The 23572-nt window shown below is 67.1% G+C and carries 25 protein-coding genes; 11 read left to right on the forward strand and 14 right to left on the reverse strand.

Annotation, left to right across the window (positions count from 1 at the left end; genetic code table 11):
- Positions 1–14: 14 nt before the first annotated feature.
- The 4 genes from DI276_RS19405 to ctaD all read right to left on the reverse strand — a co-directional run bounded on the left by DI276_RS19405 (position 15) and on the right by ctaD (position 5186).
- Positions 15–1394, reverse strand: coding sequence for a phospholipase D-like domain-containing protein (locus DI276_RS19405; RefSeq protein ID WP_112265336.1), 1380 nt, complete (start codon positions 1392–1394; stop codon positions 15–17).
- A 30-nt stretch (positions 1395–1424) separates the two neighbouring features.
- Positions 1425–2102: an aminoacyl-tRNA hydrolase gene (locus DI276_RS19410; RefSeq protein ID WP_112265750.1), complete on the reverse strand. Its 678-nt coding sequence runs from the start codon at positions 2100–2102 to the stop codon at positions 1425–1427.
- Complete coding sequence (gene serB, locus DI276_RS19415; RefSeq protein ID WP_112265338.1) at positions 2102–3316, reverse strand: phosphoserine phosphatase SerB; 1215 nt, start codon at positions 3314–3316, stop codon at positions 2102–2104. Before serB ends, DI276_RS19410 begins: the two co-directional genes overlap by 1 nt.
- Positions 3317–3398: 82 nt before the next feature.
- A complete protein-coding gene (gene ctaD / locus DI276_RS19420; RefSeq protein ID WP_112265340.1) occupies positions 3399–5186 on the reverse strand; it encodes an aa3-type cytochrome oxidase subunit I in 1788 nt (595 codons plus the stop codon).
- Between the two features lie 142 nt (positions 5187–5328).
- Between ctaD and DI276_RS19425 the strand changes: the two genes are divergently transcribed.
- Together DI276_RS19425 and DI276_RS19430 are read left to right on the forward strand one after the other, a co-directional pair.
- Complete coding sequence (locus DI276_RS19425) at positions 5329–5835, forward strand: DUF305 domain-containing protein (protein WP_198680777.1); 507 nt, start codon at positions 5329–5331, stop codon at positions 5833–5835.
- Positions 5836–5851: 16 nt separating this feature from the next.
- Positions 5852–6646 carry a phosphotransferase gene (locus DI276_RS19430; protein ID WP_112265345.1) on the forward strand — a complete coding sequence of 265 codons (795 nt, stop codon included), beginning with the start codon at positions 5852–5854 and terminating at the stop codon, positions 6644–6646.
- Here the strand turns inward: DI276_RS19430 and DI276_RS19435 are convergent.
- The 4 genes from DI276_RS19435 to DI276_RS51010 form a co-directional block, all read right to left on the reverse strand.
- Positions 6643–7350, reverse strand: coding sequence for an LPXTG cell wall anchor domain-containing protein (locus tag DI276_RS19435; protein WP_112265347.1), 708 nt, complete (start codon positions 7348–7350; stop codon positions 6643–6645). The genes DI276_RS19430 and DI276_RS19435 overlap by 4 nt on opposite strands.
- Before the next feature lie 579 nt (positions 7351–7929).
- Positions 7930–8115, reverse strand: a complete 186-nt coding sequence (locus tag DI276_RS19440) for a hypothetical protein (RefSeq protein ID WP_112265349.1) — start codon at positions 8113–8115, stop codon at positions 7930–7932.
- Positions 8116–8136: 21 nt separating this feature from the next.
- Positions 8137–9393, reverse strand: a complete 1257-nt coding sequence (locus DI276_RS19445; protein WP_112265351.1) for an aKG-HExxH-type peptide beta-hydroxylase — start codon at positions 9391–9393, stop codon at positions 8137–8139.
- A 186-nt stretch (positions 9394–9579) separates the two neighbouring features.
- Positions 9580–9732, reverse strand: a complete 153-nt coding sequence (locus tag DI276_RS51010; RefSeq protein ID WP_198680755.1) for a hypothetical protein — start codon at positions 9730–9732, stop codon at positions 9580–9582.
- Between the two features lie 158 nt (positions 9733–9890).
- On the opposite strand from DI276_RS51010, the gene DI276_RS19450 reads away from it, so the two are divergent.
- Positions 9891–10688, forward strand: a complete 798-nt coding sequence (locus tag DI276_RS19450; RefSeq protein ID WP_112265353.1) for a FadR/GntR family transcriptional regulator — start codon at positions 9891–9893, stop codon at positions 10686–10688.
- Between the two features lie 103 nt (positions 10689–10791).
- Entirely contained in the window at positions 10792–11925 is a 1134-nt protein-coding gene (locus tag DI276_RS19455; protein WP_232836763.1) for a hypothetical protein, read from the forward strand.
- A 1-nt stretch (position 11926) separates the two neighbouring features.
- On the opposite strand, the gene DI276_RS19460 is transcribed toward DI276_RS19455, so the two are convergent.
- Both DI276_RS19460 and DI276_RS50065 read right to left on the reverse strand, forming a co-directional pair.
- Positions 11927–12979: a hypothetical protein gene (locus DI276_RS19460; protein WP_112265355.1), complete on the reverse strand. Its 1053-nt coding sequence runs from the start codon at positions 12977–12979 to the stop codon at positions 11927–11929.
- 6 nt (positions 12980–12985) lie between these two features.
- Positions 12986–13138, reverse strand: coding sequence for a hypothetical protein (locus DI276_RS50065; protein WP_157984807.1), 153 nt, complete (start codon positions 13136–13138; stop codon positions 12986–12988).
- A gap of 119 nt (positions 13139–13257) precedes the next feature.
- Here DI276_RS50065 and DI276_RS19465 point away from each other — a divergent pair, with 119 nt between their 5' ends.
- The 5 genes from DI276_RS19465 (at position 13258) to DI276_RS19485 (ending at position 18854) form a co-directional block, all read left to right on the forward strand.
- On the forward strand, positions 13258–14241 hold the full coding sequence (locus DI276_RS19465) for a LacI family DNA-binding transcriptional regulator (protein ID WP_112265357.1): 984 nt from the start codon (positions 13258–13260) through the stop codon (positions 14239–14241).
- Positions 14242–14344: 103 nt separating this feature from the next.
- Positions 14345–15673, forward strand: coding sequence for an ABC transporter substrate-binding protein (locus DI276_RS19470; protein ID WP_112265359.1), 1329 nt, complete (start codon positions 14345–14347; stop codon positions 15671–15673).
- Positions 15674–16531 carry a carbohydrate ABC transporter permease gene (locus tag DI276_RS19475; protein WP_112265361.1) on the forward strand — a complete coding sequence of 286 codons (858 nt, stop codon included), beginning with the start codon at positions 15674–15676 and terminating at the stop codon, positions 16529–16531.
- A complete protein-coding gene (locus tag DI276_RS19480) occupies positions 16528–17361 on the forward strand; it encodes a carbohydrate ABC transporter permease (RefSeq protein WP_112265363.1) in 834 nt (277 codons plus the stop codon). Before DI276_RS19475 ends, DI276_RS19480 begins: the two co-directional genes overlap by 4 nt.
- 11 nt (positions 17362–17372) lie before the next feature.
- Positions 17373–18854 carry a glycoside hydrolase family 13 protein gene (locus tag DI276_RS19485; protein ID WP_112265365.1) on the forward strand — a complete coding sequence of 494 codons (1482 nt, stop codon included), beginning with the start codon at positions 17373–17375 and terminating at the stop codon, positions 18852–18854.
- 47 nt (positions 18855–18901) lie between these two features.
- Here the strand turns inward: DI276_RS19485 and DI276_RS19490 are convergent, their stop codons facing one another.
- The 4 genes from DI276_RS19490 to DI276_RS19505 are packed head-to-tail and all read right to left on the reverse strand — an operon-like array spanning position 18902 to position 21089.
- Positions 18902–19807: a WXG100 family type VII secretion target gene (locus DI276_RS19490; RefSeq protein WP_112265367.1), complete on the reverse strand. Its 906-nt coding sequence runs from the start codon at positions 19805–19807 to the stop codon at positions 18902–18904.
- Positions 19804–20142 carry a type VII secretion target gene (locus DI276_RS19495; RefSeq protein WP_112265754.1) on the reverse strand — a complete coding sequence of 113 codons (339 nt, stop codon included), beginning with the start codon at positions 20140–20142 and terminating at the stop codon, positions 19804–19806. Before DI276_RS19495 ends, DI276_RS19490 begins: the two co-directional genes overlap by 4 nt.
- A gap of 5 nt (positions 20143–20147) precedes the next feature.
- Complete coding sequence (locus DI276_RS19500) at positions 20148–20606, reverse strand: YbaB/EbfC family nucleoid-associated protein (RefSeq protein WP_112265369.1); 459 nt, start codon at positions 20604–20606, stop codon at positions 20148–20150.
- Positions 20607–21089, reverse strand: coding sequence for a DUF6346 domain-containing protein (locus DI276_RS19505; protein ID WP_112265371.1), 483 nt, complete (start codon positions 21087–21089; stop codon positions 20607–20609).
- A 266-nt stretch (positions 21090–21355) separates the two neighbouring features.
- On the opposite strand from DI276_RS19505, the gene DI276_RS19510 reads away from it, so the two are divergent.
- Positions 21356–22117, forward strand: coding sequence for a DeoR/GlpR family DNA-binding transcription regulator (locus DI276_RS19510; protein WP_112265373.1), 762 nt, complete (start codon positions 21356–21358; stop codon positions 22115–22117).
- Positions 22118–22270: 153 nt separating this feature from the next.
- The gene (locus tag DI276_RS19515) at positions 22271–23572 is read left to right on the forward strand and encodes an ABC transporter substrate-binding protein (RefSeq protein WP_408610562.1); all 1302 of its coding nucleotides are present in this window, start codon (positions 22271–22273) and stop codon (positions 23570–23572) included.

The following is a 23572-nucleotide window of genomic DNA, read 5'->3' on the forward strand; positions in this document are numbered from 1 at the left end:
ACTAGACCCAGAGATCAGCCGTCGACCAGCAATCCACGTAACGGTCCTTGCAACCTTCCAGCCCGCCGCGACACCCCCGGCAACGGCATCACTCGCGAACGGCCCTCCAGCGAAGGCCTCCACACGGAGTCCACCACCTCGTCCACCGGGCCCGACACGTCCGCATCCAGGTGCTCCGCCCACAGCCGCAGCCGGGTCATGCGAGCCACCGACGCGTCGTCGGTCACCACGTTGACCTCGGTGTCGTTGAACAGCGAGTGCTCGTTGAGGTTCGCCGAGCCGACCGAGAGCCACTGATCGTCCACAATGGTCAGCTTCGCGTGTACGTAGACCGGAGCATCGCCATGTGCGACAAGGGTTGCAGCGACGAGCCGCCCATCGGAGTCCGCGTCGATCAGCCGGCCCAGCTGGCCGCGGGTGGTGTCGGCGCCGTTGCTGGGCTTCTGCGGCAACAGCAGCACCATCCGGAACTCGCGCGACGGCGGGCGGCGCAGCTTCTCGATCAGCACCTCGGTGATCTCCGGCGACCACAGGAACTGGTTCTCCACGTAGATCAACGACTGGGCCGAGCGCAGCGCTCGCAGGTACGAGTCGAGCAGGGTGAAGTCGCCGTGCGGCGCGAAGCCGTAGGTCCGCTCCGGAATCGTGCGGACGAGCTGTGCCGACGACGGACCGGCCTCTGGCGGGACGACGGGCGCCGGCAGGGTCTCCCCCGCGATCTCCAGCCACCGCGCGGCGAAGTGCGCGGCCACCTCCGCCACGACCGGGCCCTCCAGCCGCGCCACGTGGTCGTGCCAGCCGAGGTCGCGCGGCGGGTGCTCGGGTGAGTCGTGCCGGTCCCCCTCGACTGCTGTCATGTCCAGCCCGCCCACGAACGCCACGTCGTCGACGACCACGATCTTCTCGTGGTGGCAGTGCAGGGTTCGCTCGCGGGCGTCGAGCTCGCACCGGACCGCGCCACACTCCAAAAAGGCCTTCTGGGCCGCAGCGGCGCGCTTGCGGGTCGGCTCGAAGAACGGGATCGGCGGGCCGGCCCAGAGCAGCACGCGCACCGGAACCCGTTCCGCCGCAGCCGAAAGCAGCTCGCGCAGCTGCGGCGCGCCCGGCTCGCGGGTCAGCCGGAAGTCCGGCGAGGCGTGCCAGTTCGCGATGTGGACGTACTTCTGGGCGTTCTCGATCGCTTCCGCCACAACGGGAAACGCGGTGGCGCCGTCGATCAGGACCTCGACCTTGTTGCCGTGCTGGACGGTCCGGCGGGGCGTGAACCAGCCCGCGCCCTCGCCGTCCAGCACCTCGCCCCAGCCCAGCCGCCGCAGTCTTCGGGCGTGGTGGGAGCACAGCACGTTTTCCAGCCCGTCACCGAGCCGCGCGTCGAGCACGTCGAGTAAGCCCACGAAAGGCGGATTTACCCGTTTAGGCCGATCTCAAACAGCCAGAACGGTGGTCGTGCCCGGCTCCACCTCGGTGAAGCCCGCGTCCCGCACCGCCACGACGTCGTCGCCGTTCACCAACGAGTCCCACTCGGCCACGGACGGTGTCCGCACGGCACACCGGTAGTCCAGCGACGCCCACGCCTTCAGCTCGTCCACGGACAGCCGCGGCGCCAGCAGCATCGACGCGTGCCCAACCTGAGCTGCGAGCTTGCCGGCGGACATCTCGACGCGCGGGTTCACGTACAGCAGCCGCGCTCCTGCGGGAACCGGCCCCGGCGAGTCGACGGGCAGGTCGGAGCCCGAGATCTGCAGCTTCGCGACCTCACGCGGCGTCTCGGACACCAGCACCGGCAGCAACGAGCGGACCGACGCGCCGTCCACGGTGATCGTCACGCCCGGCAGCTCCTGCACGGCGTCCCACTGCACGCCACGGGCCCGCCGCGACACCTTGCGGATCCGCCCGGCCACCCACGCCCGCACGGCCTCGTGCCACTCGCCACCGACGTCCGCGCGCGGGTCGAGGCACACCGCGACCGCCGAAGCGGCCGCGGCCTCCAGCAACGCCGTTCTCGAAGGCGGATCAACTCGTTCGATGCGCAACACCATCGGCATCGCGCGCACTTCGGACTCCTCCGCGTAGTTACGGGAGGCGATCAGGTCGAGGATCATCACAACCGGGTCAGCTCCAGGCCGTCCGCGGCGTCCGCGGCCTCCACCTCGGCGCGCGTGACGCCGAGGATGAACAGCACCGCGTCGAGGAACGGGTGCGACAACGCCGTGTCGGCCACCTCGCGCAACGCCGGCTTGGCGTTGAACGCGATGCCCAGCCCGGCCGCGCCCAGCATGTCGATGTCGTTCGCGCCGTCACCGACCGCCACGCACTGCGCCAGCGACACGCCCGCCTCCTCGGCGAACCGGCGCAGCGCCACGGCCTTGCCCGGCCGGTCCACGATGTCGCCGATCACCTGACCGGTCAGCTTGCCGTCGACGACCTCCAGCGTGTTCGCCGCGCAGAAGTCCAGCTGCAGCTCGTCGGCCAGCGGCGTGATCACCGACGTGAAGCCGCCGGAGACGACACCGCAGTAGAAACCGAGGCGCTTCAACGTGCGGATCGTCGTCCGTGCACCGGGCGTGAGCTCCAGCGACGCGCCGACCTCGTCCAGCACCTTCTCGTCGAGGCCCTCCAGCAGCGCGACCCGGCGCCGCAGCGACTGGGCGAAGTCCAGCTCGCCGCGCATCGCGGCCTCGGTGATCTCGCGCACCTGCTCCTCGCACCCGACGTGCGCGGCCAGCATCTCGATCACCTCGCCCTGGATGAGCGTGGAGTCGACGTCGAACACGACCAGGCGCTTGGCCCGCCGCGTCAGCCCGGCCCGTTCGACGGCGATGTCGAGGCCCACCCGCACCGAGACGTCAGCCAGCGCCGAACGCAGCTCCGCGTCGTTCTCCAGCGTGTCGTCCGCGACCGAAACGCGCAGTTCAAGGCCCGTGACGGGGTAGTCGGCGACACCTCGGATCGCGTCGATGTTCACGCCGAGCGACGCGAGCCGGCGCGCGACCTCGGTGAACGCCTTCGCGGTGACCGGGCGGCCCAGCACGATCAGCACGTGCGACGACTCCAGGCGCGCGGTGCGCTTCGAGTCGGCGCCGATCTCGATCTCGACGTGCATCGAGACGGTGGCCATGGCCTGCTCGACCGACTCCTGCAGCCCCTCGGGGTCGTGGTCGGTCGAGACCAGCGCGCCGAGCACCAGCCGGCCCCGGATGACGACCTGCTCCACGTCCAGCACTTCGACTCCGTGCCTGGTCAGCACGGCGAAGAGCACGGAGGAGACACCGGGCTTGTCGGGACCGGTCACGGTGATGAGCACGGGCGTTTTCACGTCGTCGTCTCCTCGTCAGACGCGAAGAGCCCCGGCAGCGTGGCAGCGGCCGGGGCTCGTCGTTGAACCTGTGAAGTGCAGGTTACTTGTGGTCGGACTCCGACTTCTCGGAGGCCGTGCCGGACTGGATCGCGGCACCCGCCATCTCGGACAGCGCGGGCGGCGCGTCCTTGTGCGGGATCGTCTTGCCGGTGAAGGTCACGTGACCCTCGTTGCGGATGCGCTCCACCATGTGCGGGTAGTGCAGCTCGAACGCCGGGCGCTCGGACCGGATCCGGGGCAGCTCGGTGAAGTTGTGCCGCGGCGGCGGGGACGAGGTGGCCCACTCGAGCGAGTTGCCGTAGCCCCACGGGTCGTCCACCGTCACGACCTCACCGAAGCGGTAGCTCCGGAAGATGTTCCAGATGAACGGCAGCGTCGACGCGCCCAGAATGTAGGCACCGATCGTGGAGATCATGTTGAGCGTCGTGAAGCCGTCGGACGCGAGGTAGTCGGCGTATCGGCGCGGCATGCCCTCGTTGCCCAGCCAGTGCTGGACGAGGAACGTCGCGTGGAAGCCGATGAAGGTCGTCCAGAAGTGCAGCTTGCCGAGCGGCTCGTCGAGGAACCGGCCGGTGATCTTCGGGAACCAGAAGTAGATGCCGGCGAAGGTCGCGAACACGATCGTGCCGTAGAGCACGTAGTGGAAGTGCGCGACGACGAAGTACGTGTCCGACACGTGGAAGTCGATCGCGGGCGCGGCCAGCAGGATGCCGGAGAGGCCACCGAAGAGGAACGTGACGATGAAGCCGATCGAGAACAGCATCGGCGTCTCGAACGTCAGCTGGCCCTTCCACATCGTGCCGATCCAGTTGAAGAACTTCACACCGGTCGGGACCGCGATGAGGAACGTCATGAAGGCGAAGAACGGCAGCAGCACGGCGCCGGTCGCGTACATGTGGTGCGCCCACACGGCGACGGACAGGGCCGCGATGCCGAGCGTCGCGTAGACCAGGCCGTTGTAACCGAAGATCGGCTTGCGGCTGAACACCGGGAAGATCTCCGACACGATGCCGAAGAACGGCAGCGCGACGATGTAGACCTCGGGGTGCCCGAAGAACCAGAAGAGGTGCTGCCACAGGATCACGCCGCCGTTGGCGGGGTCGAACACGTGGGCACCGAGGTGGCGGTCGGCCAGCAGACCGAGCAGCGCCGCGGTGAGGATCGGGAACGCGAGCAGCACCAGCACCGACGTCACCAGGATGTTCCAGGTGAAGATCGGCATCCGGAACATCGTCATGCCTGGCGCGCGCAGGCAGACCACGGTGGTGATCATGTTCACCGCGCCGAGGATCGTGCCGAGACCACCGATGACGAGGCCGGAGATCCACAGGTCGGCGCCGACGCCGGGCGAGTGGATGGCGTTGCTCAGCGGCGTGTAGGCGAACCAGCCGAAGTCAGCCGCACCACCGGGGGTGATGAAGCCGGACATCACGATCAGGCCGCCGAAGAGGTACAGCCAGTACGAGAACGCGTTCAACCGGGGGAACGCCACGTCGGGCGAGCCGATCTGCAGCGGGAGCACGAAGTTCGCGAAGCCGAACACGATGGGCGTCGCGTACAGCAGCAGCATCACGGTGCCGTGCATCGTGAAGAGCTGGTTGAACTGCTCCTGGCTGAGGAACTGCATGCCGGGACGGGCCAGCTCGGTCCGCATCAGCATGGCCATCGCGCCGCCGACCATGAAGAAGGCGAACGAGGTGACCAGGTACAAAATGCCGATCTGCTTGTGGTCCGTGGTGCGGAACATCCGCAGCAGGAAGGACCCCTTGACCGCAGTGCGCGTCGGATAAGGACGCGTTGCGATCGGCTGCGGGGCTACGGCCGTCACGGTGCCTCCAGGCCTTGGTGGGACCAGTCGTTCGGGAAACTCACCGGATATTAGACGGAGCCGATCAGCTCCATTCGGGTGGGCCATGGCCGGTGGCCAGCGGCGTAGCGCACGTCACACGTATCCTGCCGCCGTGCTCCGAATGCTCGCTGTCGCTGTTGTCCTGTTGCTGGCCGCCTGCGGCTCGCCCGCCACGCACAACTCCGCGGACGTCGCGTTCGCGCAGGGCATGGTCCCCCACCACGAGCAGGCGCTGGAGATGAGCGACCTCGTCGCCTCACGCACCTCGAACTCCCACGTGATCGACCTGGCGAAGCGCATCTCGGGGTCGCAGAAGCCGGAGATCGACCGCATGAACGGCTGGCTCAGGACCTGGAACGCGCCGGTGCAGGCGTCGTCGCACTCGGCACACGGCCACTCCGACTCGCACGGCATGGTCGAGCTGGGCAACCTCGCCGACCTCTCGGACACCGAGTTCGACCGCCAGTGGCTTTCACTGATGATCCAGCACCACCGCGGTGCGGTGGAGATGGCGCGCAAGCACCTCTCGTCGGGCACCGACCCCGCGGCCCGCACGCTGGCCCAGGACGTGATCACGCACCAGGAGAAGGAGATCGCGGAAATGGAGTCGCTCCTCCCGCAGGGCTGATGCCAGCCTCCTTCGCGTGAGCACCTCAGCAGCCGTACGCACAGCCGTCTCGTTGGCGGCCGCTCACGGCGTCGTTTGCGTCGACCCGGTCGTCCTGAAAGACGGCAGCAACATCATCGTGCACCTGCGCCCGGCCCCGGTCGTAGCCCGAATCGCCGCGCGCACGGCCCTGGTGCGCCCGTCCGTTGCCAATCACCTGGCTCGTGACCTGTCGGTGTCGGCGTTTCTCGCCTCGCGCGGCGTTCCGGTGGTGACGCCCTCTGACGAGCTGCCGGCCGGGCCTCATGTGGCTGACGGCTATGTGCTCACGTTCAGCACTTATGTGCCGCACGATCCTGCTGCGGAGCTGACCCGCCCGGATGTGCTCAAGATGCTGCCCGACCTCCACGCCGAGCTACGGCTGTACGAGGGCGACCTACCTACGCGCGGGCCTCTCGACGACGTCGACAACACGCTCGCCTACCTGGAGAGCATCGGCGTACCGGAGCTGGAGCCGTTCTACACGCGACGTGCTGAGCTACTGGCGTCATGGGACGTGCACTACAACGACGTCCAGCCACTGCACGGCGACTCGCACTACGGCAACGTGCTGATGACCGCTGACGGGCCTGTTTGGAACGACTTCGAGGACACCTGGCGCGGCCCCATCGCGTGGGACCTGGCGTGTCTAGCCGGCGCTGTAGGCACAGAAGCCGCCCAGCGCGCCGTGGAGACCTACGGCGGCGGGGCGGCTCCTGAAGACGTGGAGTTCCACGTCGAGACCCGCGTCCTCTTCGGCACGCTCTGGGGCGTGCTGATGGAACGGACTTAAGAAGCGCTACGCCTGCGCAGCACGAGCAGAACGGCGGCACCAGCGGCCAGCAGAGCGACACCGAGGCCGGCCATCCAGGCGGACCCGAAACCGGTCGCCGCGAGGTTGTCACTGCCCGACGCGGCGACGGCCTTGGTGGTCGTCGTGGTGGCCGCGACCTCCGAGGACGACGGCGCCGACGAAGACGGGGTCGACGAGTGCGTCACGGTCGAGGACGACGTCGAAGACGAGGACGAGCTGCTGCTGGACGTCTGGTCCTTCTTGACACCGCAGGCGTACCAGTGGCTGATGGCGGGGATGTTGCCACCGTTGTTGTCCGGCGACCGGAGCTTGTTCCACGGCAGCGGGCCGAGCTTGGCCGCGAGGTAGACGTTGAACGCGTCCCCGCCCTTCACGACCACACCGGTGACCGTCACTCCGGCGTCCACGGCCGTGATGTTGAGGTACTGGTCCACGTTCGCGACACCACCGGTGAAGGTCAACTTCGCCTTGTCGATCACCGAGCCGGTCAGCCCACCGACGGTGCAGACGTCGCCATGACCTTCCGCAACGTTCTTGTCATGGGCGACGGCACGCTCGTCACCGGAGTTCAGAACCGGCTTGTCGGGCGTGGCGAACGCGGTGGTCACGACGGTGAGCGTGGCCACGGCCGCCATGGTGGCGGCACCGAGCAGGCCGGATCTTCTCAGGGGCGTCAGGCGCATCGGGTTACTCCGTTGGGGATCGGCGGGATGTCGAGATCTAAGACCATCGACGTCCCCCTATCGGGGTAGTTACGGCCTGCGGTACGCCCTGTGGCCTAGTTGTTATACGCCTGTGAAGTTGAATCCCGAACGACCGAACGCCGAAGGGGCCGGCGAACCGGCCCCTTCAAGGTCAACACGTCAGCCGAGGAGACTCAGTCGCTCGAACTCGCGGCTGACGGCCTGAGGTGGACGGTGGCGCCACCGTGGGGTGCACGCCAGGGCCTGGGGCCGAAACCAGGGATGCACGGGGGTGACGGGCCGACGCGCCTGACCTGCCACACAAAGACGCGGAGGGTGGACAGGCAGAGGCTGCTGTGGCGAAGAGAGTGACTCGTTCTGTGTCATCGGATCCTTCTTGAGATTGACGCTCAACGAAGACTTGCCCGACAGCCCGGATTCAGAGCAGTTCGGCCCGCACCAGCGGAAACCGCGCTCTGTCAGGGCACGCAGAAGACACCGCGAAATTCGATGAACAAACTCGCCATCGCCTGGCGAAGGTCGAAGGGGCCGACGGGCGACCCCCTCACCACGGGGATGTCAGCTCTGCTGCGCCTCGGTGGGCTTCACGTAGACCGTGCCCCCGGTCGGCATCCGCCTGAACCACGAAACTGGGGTGACCGGCTGGCCGATCACCGGGCCCACTCCGCTGACGGGGTGGGAAACAGGAACGCCCGCGTTCTGCGGGAACTGCGGCAGGCGTTGAGGCTGGTTCGGGGTGGTCATGGTTCCTTCTCGGGAGGCGACTTAATGTGCTTGGTCGGACAGCCCGACGAGCGACGAACTCCGAAGCGAACCGAGTGCCTTTCTCAGCCGGGCCGACGCTGTCACGTGGTCGACCAGCCATTCCTCGGCTGCCCGGGCGAGTATCCACCCGAACGTTTTCGGCGTTCTATCGTTACGCCACTGGCCCAGAGTCCAGCTCGCGTCCTCGTCCAGCCAGAAGACTTCAGGGGGTTGTGCCGCCCTGCCCACGACCACACGCCCTGTCGCCGCGCGCTTGTAACGCACGTCCGGGAGCAGATGGAAATGGCAGTCCTCTGAAATGTCGAGGGACAGTGTGACATCGTCCACTTGAGACCGCGCGGCCGCCTCACCGGTGGGTTCATCCTTGTCGCCCATCAGGGCGTGCAGGAGCCAGCGTGCGTCTTCAAGCAGGTCGTTCTCATGTGCGAGCAGCCACTGGCCGATCTCGTCAGCCCGCTCTCTTGCTTTCGACAGCAATGAATCCTGGCCGAGTTGTTCGGTGCCAATTGAGGTGTAGAACTGCGCCAGGCAGCTGTAGGCGTGCCAAGCCGCGAACGTCTGTTCCAGTGGCCACCGCGCGTGCGACCACGAAGTCTCGAAATAATCCGCGTCCTCGGCCCGCGCGTCAAGAAAATCTTTCGCAATGGCGAAGTCGAAGAACTTTTCGTGCGCTCCTTCGTGGACCAACGCCTCCGCCACCTCGATCGGCAGCGAGGGTTCGTCGATCAACACGAGACCGGGCACGTACCTCGATGACGCGGAAACCACACCACCGGAGGTCTCCCGCTTGAGCACCGCGACCATCGACACGTGGGCGAGGAGGTCCTCCGCCATGTCCGGCGCGAGGGTGCGGAACAGTCGGACGCCTTCCGCCACGATCGTCATCGCGGTGCCGAACCTCTCGCCGTCCGCCTCGGTCAACGGCAGCGGCCGCACGCCCGGCGGGGCGACGATGCGCAAGGGCGCTTCGAGCAGCTCGGCGGCATCGCGGTCCGCGGCGACCGGCACGCCGGCATCGCGCACGCGCATCGCGGCGACCTCAGCCAGCCGCGCCGGGTCCAGATCGCCGTGCCCGGCGAGCACCCGGCCGATCTCGTAGCGGACGATCGGGTGATCCGCGAGGTTGTCCGACAACTCGGTTCCCGGAGTGAAGAGCTCCGCAGCCAGACGGTAGAGCGTGCGCCGCTCTTCGAGCAGTTCGGACGCAGGCGCCACTGCCGCATGCAGCACATGCGCGCCCGTGGTGGACGAACCCATCACCGAAGACCCCGTAATCACGTCCCCCGACGCCATGGAGTCAGTGGGCCCCACCACACCAGCGGGTCCCTGATGGCGGCAAAGCGTAAACCACGTGGTGATCTGCACAACACGGCATCCCCCAAAACGGCAGGCGGCCGGTTCGCACCTCGGATCAGGCGCGAGCCGGCCGCCGCATTCCCCTCGTTATCCGAACATGATGCTGGTGACGTTCACGAAGCCGACGACGGCCAGTGCGACGACCGAGACGGCGATCATCGTGATCACTGTGCGCCAGCCGATGGCGGTGACGGCGACTGCTACGGCGGCGGCGATTCCGAGTGCACTCCCTGCAGACATCTCGATTCCCTCCCGACTAGGCAAGTACGTGCTCCCAGGTGTGGGCGGTCCTGAGCGTCTTGCCTGATTACAGGGTCCCGCGTGGTCGGTTGTCTGTCAACGGTCGCCAGGTTGCCAGACAAGTTGCAACCGACAGGCAACAGGCCTAAGCTGGACCAATGCCCGCCGACGAAGCACATCTCGGCGAGAGCTGGGCGCTCTCGCCTGATTCGCGACGTCCACTTCCGGAGCTCATCGAGCAGAAGCTCCGGGAGCAGATCATCGGCGGCAGTCTCAAGGCGGGCGACCGCCTCCCCACCGAGCCGGAACTGGCCCGCAAGCTGGATGTCGCCCGGTCCTCGCTGCGTACAGCTCTGCAGCGGCTGCAGCTGCAGGGCATCGTCGAGGTGCGCCGCGGCCTCGGTTGGTACGTGCGCCGCACCGACCTGGCCGCCGTCGAGGAGCACCTGGAGGGCAGGCTCGCCGCCAGGCAGTTCTCCCAGACGGACCTGCTGGAAGTGCGCATCGCCCTGGAGACCACGGCCGCGTCGCTCGCGGCGGTCCGCGCCGGCGACGGTGAGCTGGACGAGCTCGCGAAGCTCAACCGCCGCTACCAGCGCGCACCGGTCGAGGACACGCAGGAGGTCATCGAGTCGGACGAGGAGTTCCACTCGACGCTGATCCGCGCGTCCCACAACGAGCTGCTGGAGCAGATGTACCAGGCGCTCGTGCCGGGCCTGCAGGACTGCAAGCGGCACGCGCACCCGTCTCGTGAGGTGCACAACCGTTCCGCGAACGAGCACGAGCAGATCGTCTGGTTCCTGCGCAGGCACGACGAGGTGGGTGCGAAGAGCGCCATGACCACGCACCTGCTGGGTCTGTACAACGACGTCGCGTCCGACGACACGCAGCCGCGAGCCACCCTCAGCACGTACGTAGGGGTGTCAGACAACCCGATCTGGGGCAAGGGCCGCTAGGTTCTCCGTGTTCGTCCTGCACCGAAAGGGTCTGGCGCCAATCCCTCGGTACTCCCACCATGTATGGAACAACCGGGTGGAGTGAGGGGGCGGCGACCAGGTGGTGGCGGCGCGCAGGCACAAACAAGCGCTGGCCGTCGCGGTTCTGCTGCTGGTCGTGGCGGCCGTTGACCTGACCGCGGTCCTGCTGTGGCAACCCACGACCCGAAGCGTGCTGCACGACGTGCTGGTGGTGCTGTGGCCGTTGCCCGCGCTGGCAGGTTTCCTGCTGGGCTCCTACGAATTGTTCCTGCACCAGCGACTGGTGAGCGAGATGGGCCGCATCTCCGGCCCCGGCATCGTCGAGCACCTGTTGCCGAGCGAGGTGCTGCGGACGTTCCTGTCGCGGATCTACGGCACCGGCCAGCAGAACGACGACGTGGTGTCCGGCGTGCTCGGCGGCAGCGGCATGCGCCCCAAGGGCGACGACCTGACGATCAGCACGCGCACCACCGTCCGCCTCGAACTGCAGGGCGTGGACACGAAGACCTACCACCTGACCACGACGCAGAGCCACATGTTCCGGCACAGCGTCCCCGTGGACCGGTTCGTCATCTTCGCCACCAGCAACGCCACTCTGCGCGACACGATCAGCGCCGCGTGCCGGTTCCCGTTGTTCGAGCTCTACTTCATGCCGGACGCGTCACTGTTCCTCGACTCGGTCGACGACATCTGCGACTCGACGAAGATCACCATCGACTACCTCGACCACGACGGCCAGCGCCGGTCCGCGGAGCCGAGCCAGATCCCGCCGATCGAGGTGAAGTTCGACCAGTGGGCGAACTACCTGACCTTCTTCCGCGAGGCGATGCCACCGCTGCCGAAGCTCAGCCCCCTCGACCACATGAGCGACCTGCGCATCCTGGAGTGCGACCTCAGCGGCATCGCCGACGACCACATCGTCCGCGCCATTCTCGGCCTCACCGTCTCGTCGCGGACCTTGCAGCGCACCAACGACGGCTTCGCGTACTGGCAGTCACCCTATCCGTCCTATGTGGACACCATAAGCTTCGACGCGACGGAGCTCGCCGTCGACCACTCCCCCGGCCACGAGTTCCGGATCATGCCGTTCACGTTCCGGTCCGGCACCGAGGCGGCGCAGTGGCTGCGGGCCGACCAACTGGGTGACCTGGATGTGCGGTCGTGGATGCTGCCTGGGCACGGGGTGGCGTTGCTGTGGCGGGAACAGCGCCGCTGAGTCACCACACCGCGATCACGCCCTGACCCTGCACCACCCACCGGTCAGGGCTCAGGGCGAGATGGCCGTCGCCGACGTCGCGCATCAGCGAGCCGACACCGCCGAGAAACTCCTGCACGTGCACCTCCCGTTCCGGTTCCAGCACCGCCCGGACGTCCACCGTGAGGGTGCGCAGAAACATCGGCCGGTCAGCGAACCAGTAGATGAAGTGCTCGGACAGCGCCTGCGACCACCGGGTGTGCACGCTGAGCCGCACTCGTTCGCTGCTCTCCTGGCTGAGATCCGCGACGAAAAGGGCGATGTCAGCCAGCGCGATCTTGACCGGCGGCGAGATGTACCTCGTCAGTTCGCCTGGGAGCACTGTGCGGAAGTCGACCTTCTTGAGGCTGCCCTGCTGTCGCTCCACGTAGCACTCCAACCGGTCTCCATACGCTTTCACCGCCTCGGGAAACGGTGTGGAACGCGGCAAGGCGGTGGCGTCGAGCAGCTGAGGGCAGGCTGCAGACAACGTCGCGGCGTGCTTCGGCGATGTGGTGGCTGCGATCAGAATAGGACCGCGTGACGTGGTGAAGTCGAAGCGGTGGCTGATGAGCAGGGTGTCTCCGGCTCCGCGCTCGGCCCGCATCATGACGGAAACGTCGTGGTGAGCTGGTTTCGGCGACAGCATCAGCGACACGAACGACGACTTGTCCCGCGACTGCGGAATGTGCCGATCCAATGCCGTTGTGACGAGTTCTTCCGGCGGTGTCGCGTCGAGTACGAGCTTTCGGGTGGACGACGCCGACGCTGAGCGGGACTCCTCCCGCATGGCATCGAGTTTGTGGTCGATGTCCCGGAGCAGCTCAGCCTGTCCCCTGGTGCGCGCCCACTCGAAGTACAGTGAGATCAACAGCACCAGCACCAGGTCTTTGGTGACCGAACTGAGGCTTCGACCAACGGCGTCGCCCGCCTCGGGGTTGAGCACCGCAGACATGAAGATCTTCGGCGCTGGCGTGTTCACCAGCACGATGGCCGCGATCAGGCCGCCGAAGTAGATCAGCAGGCGCGGCCGCACGCGGACTCAGTCCGCGGGACGTGCGTAAACGGTTCCGCCGCCGTTCGGCATCCTGCGGAACCAGTCGACCTCGGTCACCGGCTGACCTGGCGCCTGTGGCGCCGGCGGCACGGATGGCGGCACCGGCTCAGGCATGGCCGGTACCTGGTGGGAGCTCATGGGTGTCTCCTCCCCTTGCCAGCTCATTGGAGCGTATCCGCGCAGCGGCCATCCGGGCGACGACCAGGCGGGTGGAGCGGCGCTGCAAGCGAGCGCAAGAACTTGCGTACACTTGCGTCATGACGCAACGGAGGCTGGCCGAGGTCGCGGCCAAGGTCGGGGTCAGCGAGGCCACCGTCAGCCGGGTGCTGAACGGCAAGCCGGGCGTCTCGGACGCCACGCGCAGTGCCGTGCTCACGGCGCTTGACGTGCTGGGTTACGAGCGGCCGACGCAACTCAGGGGTGAGCGCGCGAGGCTGGTCGGGCTGGTGTTGCCCGAGCTGCAGAACCCGATCTTTCCCGCGTTCGCGGACGTCGTGGGCAACGCGTTGGCGCAAAGGGGCTTCACGCCGGTGTTGTGCACCAGAACGGCTGGTGGCGTTACGGAGGCGGAGTACCTCGAGCTGCTGTTGGAGCAGCACGTCAGCGGGATCGTGTTCGCTGGCGGGCTGTATGCGCAGAAGGACGCCAGCCACGGGCACTACCAGCAGATGATGAGCAGGAAGTTGCCGGCGGTGCTGGTCAACGCGGCCATCGACGACCTGGCGTTTCCGCGGGTTTCGTGTGACGACGCGGTGGCGGTGGAGCAGGCGTACGGGCACCTGGTCTCGTTGGGGCACAAGAGGATCGGGGCCGTGCTCGGGCCGCCGGATCACGTGCCCAGCCTGCGCAAGCAGCAGGCCATCGACAGGTGTGGCGGGGCTGATGTCGAGCACGCCATGTTCAGTCTCGAAGGTGGGCAGGCGGCGGCCACCAAGCTCGTGCAGCGCGGGGTCACGGCGATCATCTGTGCCAGCGATCCGCTTGCTCTCGGGGCGATCCGGGCTGTGCGGCGGGCCGGGTTGGACGTGCCGCAGGACGTGTCGATCATCGGGTATGACGATTCGGCGTTCATGACCTGCACTGATCCGCCGCTGACGACCGTTCGCCAACCCATTGAGGCGATGGGGCGGGCTGCGGTTGAGCTGCTGGCGAACCAGATCTCCGGCAAGGCCGTGGCGCCGGACGAGTTGTTGTTCGAGCCCGAGTTGGTGGTGAGGGCGTCCAGCGGACCCGTCAGATAGCAGTCGGCTTCTTGCGAGTTTTCGTCTAGATATTGCGTCAGGATGTAACGACGACTTATGGTCGCCGTCACATCGACGCGCTCGCGAGAAGGGCGGCCCCACCATGAAGAAGTCCGCTGCCGTGCTGCTGGGCTGTGTTCTGGTCGCTGGTTGTGGGAGCGGTTCCACGAACGAACCGGGCGGCAAGGTCGTCATCAACATCAACGGCCAGCCACCGCAGACCCAGGCGTTCGACCGCAAGGTCTTCGACGAGGACGTGGCGGAGTTCGAGCGGCAGAACCAGGACATCGACCTCGTGCCGCACGAGGGGTTCATGGACCCGAAGACGTTCTCCGCCAAGCTCGCGGGCGGGCAGCTGGAGGACGTCTTCTACGTCTACTTCACCGACCCGGCGGCGCTCATCGCCCGCAAACAAGCCGCTGACCTGACCAACTACGTGAAGGATGTCCCGCACTACGGCGACCTCAAGCAGGAGCTCAAGGACGTCTTCACGGTCGACGGCAAGGTCTACGGGCTGCCCACCGCCAACTACACGATGGGCCTGCTCTACAGCCGCACCAACTTCACCAAGGCCGGCCTGAACCCCGACCAGCCGCCGAAGACGTGGGACGAGGTCAGAGCGGCGGCCAAGAAGCTCAAGGACGCCGGCGTCACCGGGTTCGCCGAGTACAGCAAGAGCAACCAGGGCGGCTGGCACTTCACGGCGTGGATCAAGTCCGTCGGCGGTGACGTCGCGAAGGAGGACGGCGCGAGCTACAAGGCCGACTTCAACAACGACAAGGGCAAGGAAGTCCTGCGGCGACTCAAGGAGATGCGCTGGGACGACAACTCCATGGGCGACAAGCAGCTCCTGGAGATCGGCGATGTGCAGAACATGATGGGCGCGGGCCAGCTCGGCATGTACATCGCCGCGCCGGACAACGTCGCCGCGATCGTCAACCAGTTCAAGGGCAAGTACGACGACTACGGGCTCGCCGCGATGCCGGGGCAGCAGGGCACGTTGCTCGGCGGCGAGGGATACATGATCAACCCCAAGGCCACGCCGGAGAAGATCAAGGCCGGCCTCAAGTGGATCCAGTGGAAGTACCTGAACCCGGACCGGCTCGAGCAGAACCTGCAGAAGTACAAGGACCGCGGCCAGCCCGTCGGCCTGCCGATCCCGCCGATCGCCGACGTCTGGACCGGTGCGCCGCGCAAGCAGCAGGAAGAGCTCAAGGGCAAGTTCGCCACCATGCCCGTGCAGAACTTCCAGGCCTATGTGGACGGTGCGGAGCAGACCAAGGGGTCGCTGGAACCGCCGCAGGCGCAGCAGGTCTACGCGATCCTGGACAGCGTCGTGCAGGCGACGTTGACGAACAAGGACGCTGACCACGCGGCGTTGCTCAAGGACGCGGAGACCAAGGTCAACGCCGTGCTGGCCCAGGTGAAGTAGGTGCGGCGCCACGTCACCGCGTACGGCTTTCTCAGTGCCGCGCTGGTCGTCTTCGCGGTGTTCTCCTGGTGGCCCATCGTGCGCGGGGTGGTCCTGAGCTTCCAGCAGGTCAACTTCGTCACCAGCCCCGACTGGGTCGGCTGGGAGAACTTCGAACGGCTCTTCGCGGACCCGCTGTTCGTGGTGGCGTGGCGCAACACGGCGTACTTCACCGTCCTCGCGCTGCTCATCGGTTTCGGTGTCCCGTTCGTCACCGCCGTGGTGCTCAACGAACTGCGGCACGCCAAGGGCTACTTCCGGCTGCTGGTCTACCTGCCGGTGATGCTGCCGCCAGTCGTCACGGCCCTGCTGTGGAAGTGGTTCTACGACCCGGGACCAGGCCTGTTCAACTCCGTCCTCAGAGGACTTGGCCTGCCCACAGGTCAATGGCTCGACTCCAGCAGCACCAGCATGATCAGCCTCGTCCTGGTGATCACGTGGGCGAACATGGGCAGTGCCACGCTGATCTACCTGGCCGCGCTGCAGACCATCCCCGGCGACCTGTACGAGGCCGCGGACCTGGACGGCGCCGGACTGCTCAAGAAGATCTGGCACGTCACGATCCCGCAGACCAAGTTCGTGATCCTGATGCTGTTGCTGCTGCAGGTCGTCGCGACCATGCAGATCTTCACCGAACCGTTCGTCATGACCGGCGGCGGCCCGGAGGAGTCCACGGTCACCGTGCTGCTCCTGCTCTACCGGTATGCCTTCTACTACAACGACTTCGGCACCGCGAGCGCGTTGAGCCTGATTCTCTTCGCGGTGCTGGGCGTCTTCTCCTTCCTCTACCTCAAGATCACCAGGAAGGCGGACGCATGAGAACCCTCACCAAACCGGGTAGCAAGCTCTACTGGGTGGTGCTCACGGCAACGCTGATCCTGTTCACGGCGGCGTTCCTGCTACCGCTGGTGTGGGTGCTGCTCGGCGCGTTCAAGCCACCGGCCGAGCTCGCGCAGCAACCGCCGACGATCCTGCCGCAGACGTGGGAGCCGGACGCGTACGTCAACGCCTGGAACTACATGAACCTCGGCCGGTTCTTCCTCAACACGTTCGTCGTCGCGATCGGCGCGTGGGCCGTGCAGATGGCCGTGATCGTCCCCGCGGCGTACGCGCTCTCCAAGCTGCGTCCGATCTTCGGCAACGTGATCATGGGCCTGATGCTGGCCACGCTGATGCTGCCGTCGACGGCGGTGCTGGTCCCGGTCTACCTCACGCTCACCGATCTCGACCTGCTCAACAACCCGGCGGGCATCTGGCTGCCGGCTGCTGCCAACGCGCTGAACGTCTACCTGCTCAAACGCTTCTTCGACCAGATCCCGGAAGAACTGCTGGAAGCGGCCAGGATCGACGGCGCGAACACCTGGACGACGCTCACCAGGATCGTGCTGCCGATCTCGCGGCCCATCCTCGCCGTCGTCTCGATCTTCGCGGTCGTCGCGGCCTGGAAGGACTTCATCTGGCCGCTGCTCGTGTTCCCCGACCCGGCGAAGCAGACGCTCAGCGTGGCGCTGCAGCGCTTCGCCCCCGACACCCCGATCAACCTCCTGCTCGCGGGCCTCGTGCTGGCGAGCCTGCCGATGGTCGCGCTGTTCCTCGCGTTCCAGCGGCACATCCTCGCGGGGCTCACCGCGGGCGGCGTGAAAGGCTGAAAGGACACCAGATGAGTTGGTGGCGCAACGCATCCATCTACCAGGTCTACCTGCGCAGCTTCGCGGACGGCAACGGAGACGGCATCGGCGACCTGGCCGGCCTCCGCGCCAAGCTCCAGCACATCGCAAGCCTCGGCTTCGACGCGATCTGGCTCAACCCGTGGTACCCGAGCCCACTCGCCGACGGCGGTTACGACGTGGCGGACTACCGCGACATCGAGCCCGTGTTCGGGTCGCTCGCCGACGCCGAGAAGCTCATCGCGGACGCGCACGGGCTCGGCATCAGGATCATCATCGACCTCGTCCCGAACCACTGCAGCGACCAGCACCCGTGGTTCAAGGAAGGACTGTGGGATCGCTTCCACATCCGGGACACCGAGGACCTCCCCAACGACTGGAAGTCGCGCTTCGGCGGCCCTGCCTGGAGCAAGCTCCCGGACGGACGCTGGTACCTGCACCTCTACGCCGCCGAGCAGCCCGACTTCAACTGGGAGAACCCGGCCGTCGAGGACGAGTTCGAGGACATCCTGCGGTTCTGGCTCGACCGCGGCGTCGACGGGTTCCGCATCGACGTGGCGGACGGTCTGGTCAAGGACTTCTCGAAACCCGACGCCGACCAGCCGTACTCCGACCAGGACGGCGTGCACGAGATCTACCGCAGCTGGCGCAAGATCGTCGACGAGTACGACGGCGACAGGATTCTGGTCGGCGAGATGTGGCTGCCGGACCCGCTCAGGTTCGCCCAGTACCTGCGGCCGGACGAGATGCACAGCGCGTTCAACTTCGACTTCCTGTGCTGTCCCTGGAATGCGCAGGAGCTCCGCCAGGTCGTCGACGACACGCTCGCCGCGCACGAACCCGTTGGCGCGCCACCGACCTGGGTGCTCTCCAACCACGACGTGACCCGGCACGTGACCCGGTACGGCCGCGAGAAGACGGGGTTCTCCTTCGCGGACCGGCAACACGGCGCCCCGACCGACTTCGAGCTCGGCACACGCAGGGCCCGCGCGGCGATAATGCTCACCGCCGCGTTGCCCGGCGGCGTGTACGTCTACCAGGGCGAGGAACTGGGCCTCTGGGAGGTCGAGGACCTGCCGGACGAGCTGCGCGAGGACCCGGTCTGGCACCGCTCCGGCTTCACCGACCGAGGCCGCGACGGCTGCCGCGTGCCACTCCCCTGGTCCGCTGAGGACGGTCCCAGTTGGTTGCCACAGCCCGAAAACTGGCAGCAGTTCTCGGTAGCGGCCCAGAGCGGCGACCCTGAATCGATGCTCGAGCTGTACCGCCAGGTCTTCGCACAACGCCGCGCGATCACCGGTGACCTGAAGTGGCTGGACCTGGGCGAGAACGTGCTGGCGTTCAAGCGCGACAACCACACCTGTGTGGTCAACCTGTCCGGCGCACCGATCGATCTGCCCGCAACGCCAACGTTGTCAAGCATCCCGCTGGAGAACGGCCGACTGCCGCACGACGCCGCGGCCTGGCTGAGGTGAGACCTGGGCGTTGCTCCCGGCCCGGGGGGGACGGGGAGCAACGCCCATCACCGAGTCGCGTACGGCGAGTCGTCCACCTTGGCGGCCTCGGTGGGGAGGTTTTTGACCACACCCGTAGCTGTCGTGTTCACGGCACCGGTCGCGATGTTCTCGAACATCTCGGTGAACGGGCCCGATGCCTTGGGCATGACGCCCTTCAGCACTTCCTTGACCTTGTCCAGCGTCTTGAAGATCGTGTCGATGACCTTGGACAGGCCCCGGATCGTCTTGATGATCTTGTCGAGCCAGTCCGAGACCTTCTTGGCCCACTTCATGATCAGCCGGATGCCGTCGGCGATGATGCCCGGCGTCGCGAGCCCGACCGTCAGCAACGCCGCGGCCGCCCACCTGATCAACGCCTGCACCAGCTCCGACATCGCCATCGAGATCAAGTCGCGCACGATCGTGCGCACCGTCGCCACGGCCACGCCCGCACCGGTCAGTGCGGCGCCGACGCCCTCCGCGGCGATGCCCGCGGCCTTGACGCCCTGGGCTTCCAGCTTCGCCACCGGCGTGTAGGCGGAGATCGCGGCGCCCTGCCACTGCGCGGTGTCGGCGTCGACGACGCGCGCCATCTCCTCGCCGGCCTTCTTCAGGTGGTCGGCGACGTTGCCCCAGGTGGCGGCGTTCTGGTTGATCACGCCGGGGTTGCCGGCCAACGAGTCCAGCATCGACTTCAGCGGCTCGACGTGCTCGATGAACCACGAGAAGGCCGACGACAGCAGCGTGCCGAACGGGTCGGTGAGGAAGCCCAGCGCGTCGATGCCGGCGCCGAGGACGTTGATGCCCGCCTCTGCCCAGTCACCGCGCTGCACCGCGGACACGGCGTCCGCTGCGGGTTCGATCAGGTTGATGCCGGCGAGATCACCGGGAGCGTCGGGCGCCTTGGCCACCAACGGGTTCGGTGCGGTCATGAGCTCAGCTCCCCCAGCTTCTCGATGATCTTCTTGAGGCGGCCCTCGATGGCCTTGTCTGCGGCGTCGTAGACGTCCGCCATGCCGTTGACACCGTCCACAGTGGCGTCGACGACGGCGTGCGAGGCGCCGATGGCCGCCCGTCCCGCGGCCTCGACCGTGCCCATGATCGGCTCCAGCAACGGGCTGCAGAGGATGCCGTAGGCGTTGGCACCGTTGATCTGCGCCTGCCCGATGGCCTGCTGCGCCGTCTCGATCTGCCTGACGATGCCGTCCAGCCGCTTGGCGTGGTCGCGCATCGCCTGTGTGTGGACGTTGAACCCTCCAGCGGTCATCGAGATCACCAGCCCTTGTCGTCACGGGCGAAGTTGTGCCCGCCGAAGTCGTCGTCGTCAGGACCGGGAGACCGCCGCTGAACGGGCTCGTCGGGCTCGGGCTCGGGGAAGCGCTCGCGGTAGCCGCCCATCAGCGCGTCCATGGTCTGGGAGTCGCCGCCGATGATCGGCGCCATGACCTCCTGCATTCTGGCCGCGATCTGCGCCTGAGCGGTGCGCATCGCACCGAGGATCTCGGCTGACAGCTGCGCGGGCTGCTTGCGCAACGCCGCGTCGGTCAGGTCCAGTGCCGAGACGACACCGTTCTGGTCGACCGTGACGGACACCGAGCCGTCAGAAGAACGCTGGGTCACCTTGACCGCGTTCGCGACCTGCTTCATCTCGTCGGCCTGCTTGAGCTTGGCCTGGATCTGCTCGTTCCACTGACGCATCATCGCGTCCGGATCAGCTGCTGCCGGGTTCATCTACTCCCTCTCCTGTGCCTTCTTGCGACGGGAAGCGACCGTGCCCAGAACGGCCAGTGCCCCGATGCCACCGATCCCCAGGCCTCCGAGGGCCGAGCCGAGACCCAGCACCACGCTCGGTTCGAAATCGGCGCGGTACACCGGCGCGTTGTCAGGTCCGTTGCGGACCTTGCCCTCGCCCCGCTGCACCACGGGAACCTCGATGCCCTTGTCGGACGGGGTGAGTTGGCCCGGTTCGGCCGTCACCCGCGTCTGCCTCCCGCTCTCCCACTCGACGTCGGCCTGGCAGATCGACCAGTTGCCGAAACCGTGCCTGCTGACCGGTCCTCTGCTCGTGCAGTCGGCCACGCGTGCGACACCCCGGTCCGTGACGGGCCTGGTGTTCGTCCCCGCGGCGGGATCGAACTTCGTGAAACCGGTCATCCCCAGCAGGCAGCCGCACGCCAAGATCGCCAGGGCGAACAGGCCAGCGACCCACTTCATCCGTCTCATCCCCCTGTTCGACTTCGTACCGCTCCGTCCGGTTCCACCGAATTCAGCAGTCCACTGGAGGCCATCCGGGCACACCGACAGGGCGGTTCGGGCGTGCCCAGTCTGGTCGACCTGCGTGAACGGTGCGTCACACACGGCGAACCGGGCAGAAATCGGGCAGGATTTCACTCAGTTGTGGTACCGACCACAAAGTTTCGAGGGTGTTTCATCTATGCACGGCCCGAACGGGCAGCCAAAGAGCCGAGTGGGCAGGTGACATGCGAGCCGAGGAACGCAAACGGCGGATCCTGGCCAGGGCCCGCGCCGACGGTCGCGTCGACGTGGTGGAGATGGCGCAGGAACTGGCCGTGGCGCCCGAAACGGTCAGGCGCGACCTCCGCGTGCTCGACGAGCACGGCCTGGTGCGCCGCACGCACGGTGGCGGGATCCCGGTCGAGAGCGCCGGCTTCGAAACCGGGCTGCGGTTCCGCGCCGGGTCGCACGTGCCGGAGAAGCGGCGCATCGCGAAGGCCGCGGCCGAACGGATCGACGACGCCGAGACCGTGTTCATCGACGAGGGCTACACGCCGCAGCTCGTCGCGGAGGCGTTGCCCACCTCCAACCCGCTCACGATCATCACGGCGTCGCTGCCGACCGCCGCGGCGATGTCCGAACACCCGTCCTGCACGGTTCTGCTGCTGGGCGGCAGGGTTCGCGGCCACACACTGGCCACTGTGGACCACTGGACCACCAGGATGCTCGGCGAGATGGTGATCGACCTCGCCTACATCGGTGCGAACGGGATCTCCCGCGAGCACGGCCTGACGACGCCCGATCCTGCCGTCGGCGCGGTCAAGGCCAAGGCACTCAGCGTGTCGCGGCGGAAGATCTTCGTCGGCACGCACACGAAGTTCGGCGTCTCCAGCTTCCACCGGTTTGCCGAGGTCACCGACCTCGAAGCGATCGTCACCGATTCGGGCCTCTCCGCCCACGAGGCCCACCGGTACACCCTGCTCGGGCCCAAAGTGCTCAGGGCCTGAGCACTTTTCAGCCGGCCCCAAAACCCGCCCCCCGAAATTTTTGCCGGGCCTGTCCTCAGCGTGCCCGGAAACCTTCCCCCCGGAGGAAAGACGATGTTGTCGTTCCGCACACCCCTTCGCTCATTCGGGGCCGCCACCGGCCTGGCTAGCGCTGTGTTGCTCCTGGCTTCCGCCTGCGCGGGCGCTGGAGGTGGCGGGGGCAGCGGCTCCGACTCCGTGAACGTCCTGATGGTCAACAACCCGCAGATGCAGGACCTGCAGAAGCTGACCGCCGACAACTTCACCAAGGACACCGGCATCAAGGTGAACTTCACCGTGCTGCCCGAGAACGACGTCCGCGACAAGATCAGCCAGGACTTCTCCAGCCAGGCCGGGCAGTACGACGTCGCCACGATCTCCAACTACGAGACGCCGATGTACGCCAAGAACGGCTGGCTCGCGCCGATGGACGACTTCGTGGCCAAGGACAGCGCGTTCGACCAGGCCGACATCCTGCCGCCGATCAAGCAGTCGCTGACCGCCGCGGACGGCAAGGTGTACGCGCAGCCGTTCTACGGCGAGTCGTCGTTCCTCATGTACCGCAAGGACATCTTCCAGGCGAAGGGTGTGACGCTGCCGGACAAGCCGACCTGGCAGCAGGTGGCCGACGCCGCCGCGAAGGTCGCCACGCCCGAGGTCCGCGGCATCTGCCTGCGCGGCCAGCCGGGCTGGGGCCAGGTCATGGCGCCGCTGACGACGGTCGTGAACACCTTCGGCGGCACGTGGTTCACCAAGGACTGGCAGGCGCAGGTGAACGCGCCGGAGTTCAAGGAGGCCACCAAGTTCTACGTCGACCTCGTCCGCAACCACGGTGAGGCGGGCGCTCCGCAGGCCGGGTTCGCCGAGTGCCTCAACAACATGACGCAGGGCAAGGTCGCGATGTGGTACGACGCCACCGTCGCCGCCGGTCTGCTCGAGGCCAACGACTCGCCGGTCAAGGGCAAGCTCGGCTTCACCCAGGCGCCGGTCGTGAAGACCGACAGCTCCGGCTGGCTCTACACCTGGGCGTTCGGCATCCAGAAGGCGTCGAAGAAGCAGGACGCGGCCTGGAAGTTCATCTCGTGGGCGTCCGGCAAGGGCTACGAGGAACTGGTCGGCAAGAACCTCGGCTGGTCGAAGGTCCCGGACGGCAAGCGCTCCTCGACCTACCAGCGCGCCGAGTACAAGCAGTCCTCCGGCACGTTCTCCGCGCAGGCAGAGGCCGCGATCAAGGGCGCGAAGCCGCTCGACCCCGGTGTGCAGCCGCGGCCGGCGCCGGGCATCCAGTTCGTCGGCATCCCCGAGTTCACCGACCTCGGCACCCAGGTGTCGCAGCAGATCAGCTCGGCGATCGCGGGCGCGGTGTCGGTGGACGACGCGCTGAACAACGGCCAGGGACTCGCGGAGAAGGTCGCCGCGAAGTACAAGGGGCAGTGA

Source organism: Lentzea terrae, assembly GCF_003265345.1.
Lineage (GTDB): Bacteria > Actinomycetota > Actinomycetes > Mycobacteriales > Pseudonocardiaceae > Lentzea > Lentzea terrae.

What these genes read in the sequence shown, in the direction of transcription:
- DI276_RS19410 (WP_112265750.1), bottom strand. Translation starts at nt 2,102, where the DNA reads ATGATCCTCGACCTGATCGCCTCCCGTAACTACGCGGAGGAGTCCGAA.
- DI276_RS19425 (WP_198680777.1), top strand. Translation starts at nt 5,329, where the DNA reads ATGCTCGCTGTCGCTGTTGTCCTGTTGCTGGCCGCCTGCGGCTCGCCC.
- DI276_RS19435 (WP_112265347.1), bottom strand. Translation starts at nt 7,350, where the DNA reads ATGCGCCTGACGCCCCTGAGAAGATCCGGCCTGCTCGGTGCCGCCACC.
- DI276_RS19440 (WP_112265349.1), bottom strand. Translation starts at nt 8,115, where the DNA reads ATGACCACCCCGAACCAGCCTCAACGCCTGCCGCAGTTCCCGCAGAAC.
- DI276_RS19445 (WP_112265351.1), bottom strand. Translation starts at nt 9,393, where the DNA reads ATGGGTTCGTCCACCACGGGCGCGCATGTGCTGCATGCGGCAGTGGCG.
- DI276_RS51010 (WP_198680755.1), bottom strand. Translation starts at nt 9,732, where the DNA reads ATGTCTGCAGGGAGTGCACTCGGAATCGCCGCCGCCGTAGCAGTCGCC.
- DI276_RS19450 (WP_112265353.1), top strand. Translation starts at nt 9,891, where the DNA reads ATGCCCGCCGACGAAGCACATCTCGGCGAGAGCTGGGCGCTCTCGCCT.
- DI276_RS50065 (WP_157984807.1), bottom strand. Translation starts at nt 13,138, where the DNA reads ATGAGCTCCCACCAGGTACCGGCCATGCCTGAGCCGGTGCCGCCATCC.
- DI276_RS19465 (WP_112265357.1), top strand. Translation starts at nt 13,258, where the DNA reads ATGACGCAACGGAGGCTGGCCGAGGTCGCGGCCAAGGTCGGGGTCAGC.
- DI276_RS19470 (WP_112265359.1), top strand. Translation starts at nt 14,345, where the DNA reads ATGAAGAAGTCCGCTGCCGTGCTGCTGGGCTGTGTTCTGGTCGCTGGT.
- DI276_RS19480 (WP_112265363.1), top strand. Translation starts at nt 16,528, where the DNA reads ATGAGAACCCTCACCAAACCGGGTAGCAAGCTCTACTGGGTGGTGCTC.
- DI276_RS19485 (WP_112265365.1), top strand. Translation starts at nt 17,373, where the DNA reads ATGAGTTGGTGGCGCAACGCATCCATCTACCAGGTCTACCTGCGCAGC.
- DI276_RS19490 (WP_112265367.1), bottom strand. Translation starts at nt 19,807, where the DNA reads ATGACCGCACCGAACCCGTTGGTGGCCAAGGCGCCCGACGCTCCCGGT.
- DI276_RS19495 (WP_112265754.1), bottom strand. Translation starts at nt 20,142, where the DNA reads ATGACCGCTGGAGGGTTCAACGTCCACACACAGGCGATGCGCGACCAC.
- DI276_RS19500 (WP_112265369.1), bottom strand. Translation starts at nt 20,606, where the DNA reads ATGAACCCGGCAGCAGCTGATCCGGACGCGATGATGCGTCAGTGGAAC.
- DI276_RS19505 (WP_112265371.1), bottom strand. Translation starts at nt 21,089, where the DNA reads ATGAAGTGGGTCGCTGGCCTGTTCGCCCTGGCGATCTTGGCGTGCGGC.
- DI276_RS19510 (WP_112265373.1), top strand. Translation starts at nt 21,356, where the DNA reads ATGCGAGCCGAGGAACGCAAACGGCGGATCCTGGCCAGGGCCCGCGCC.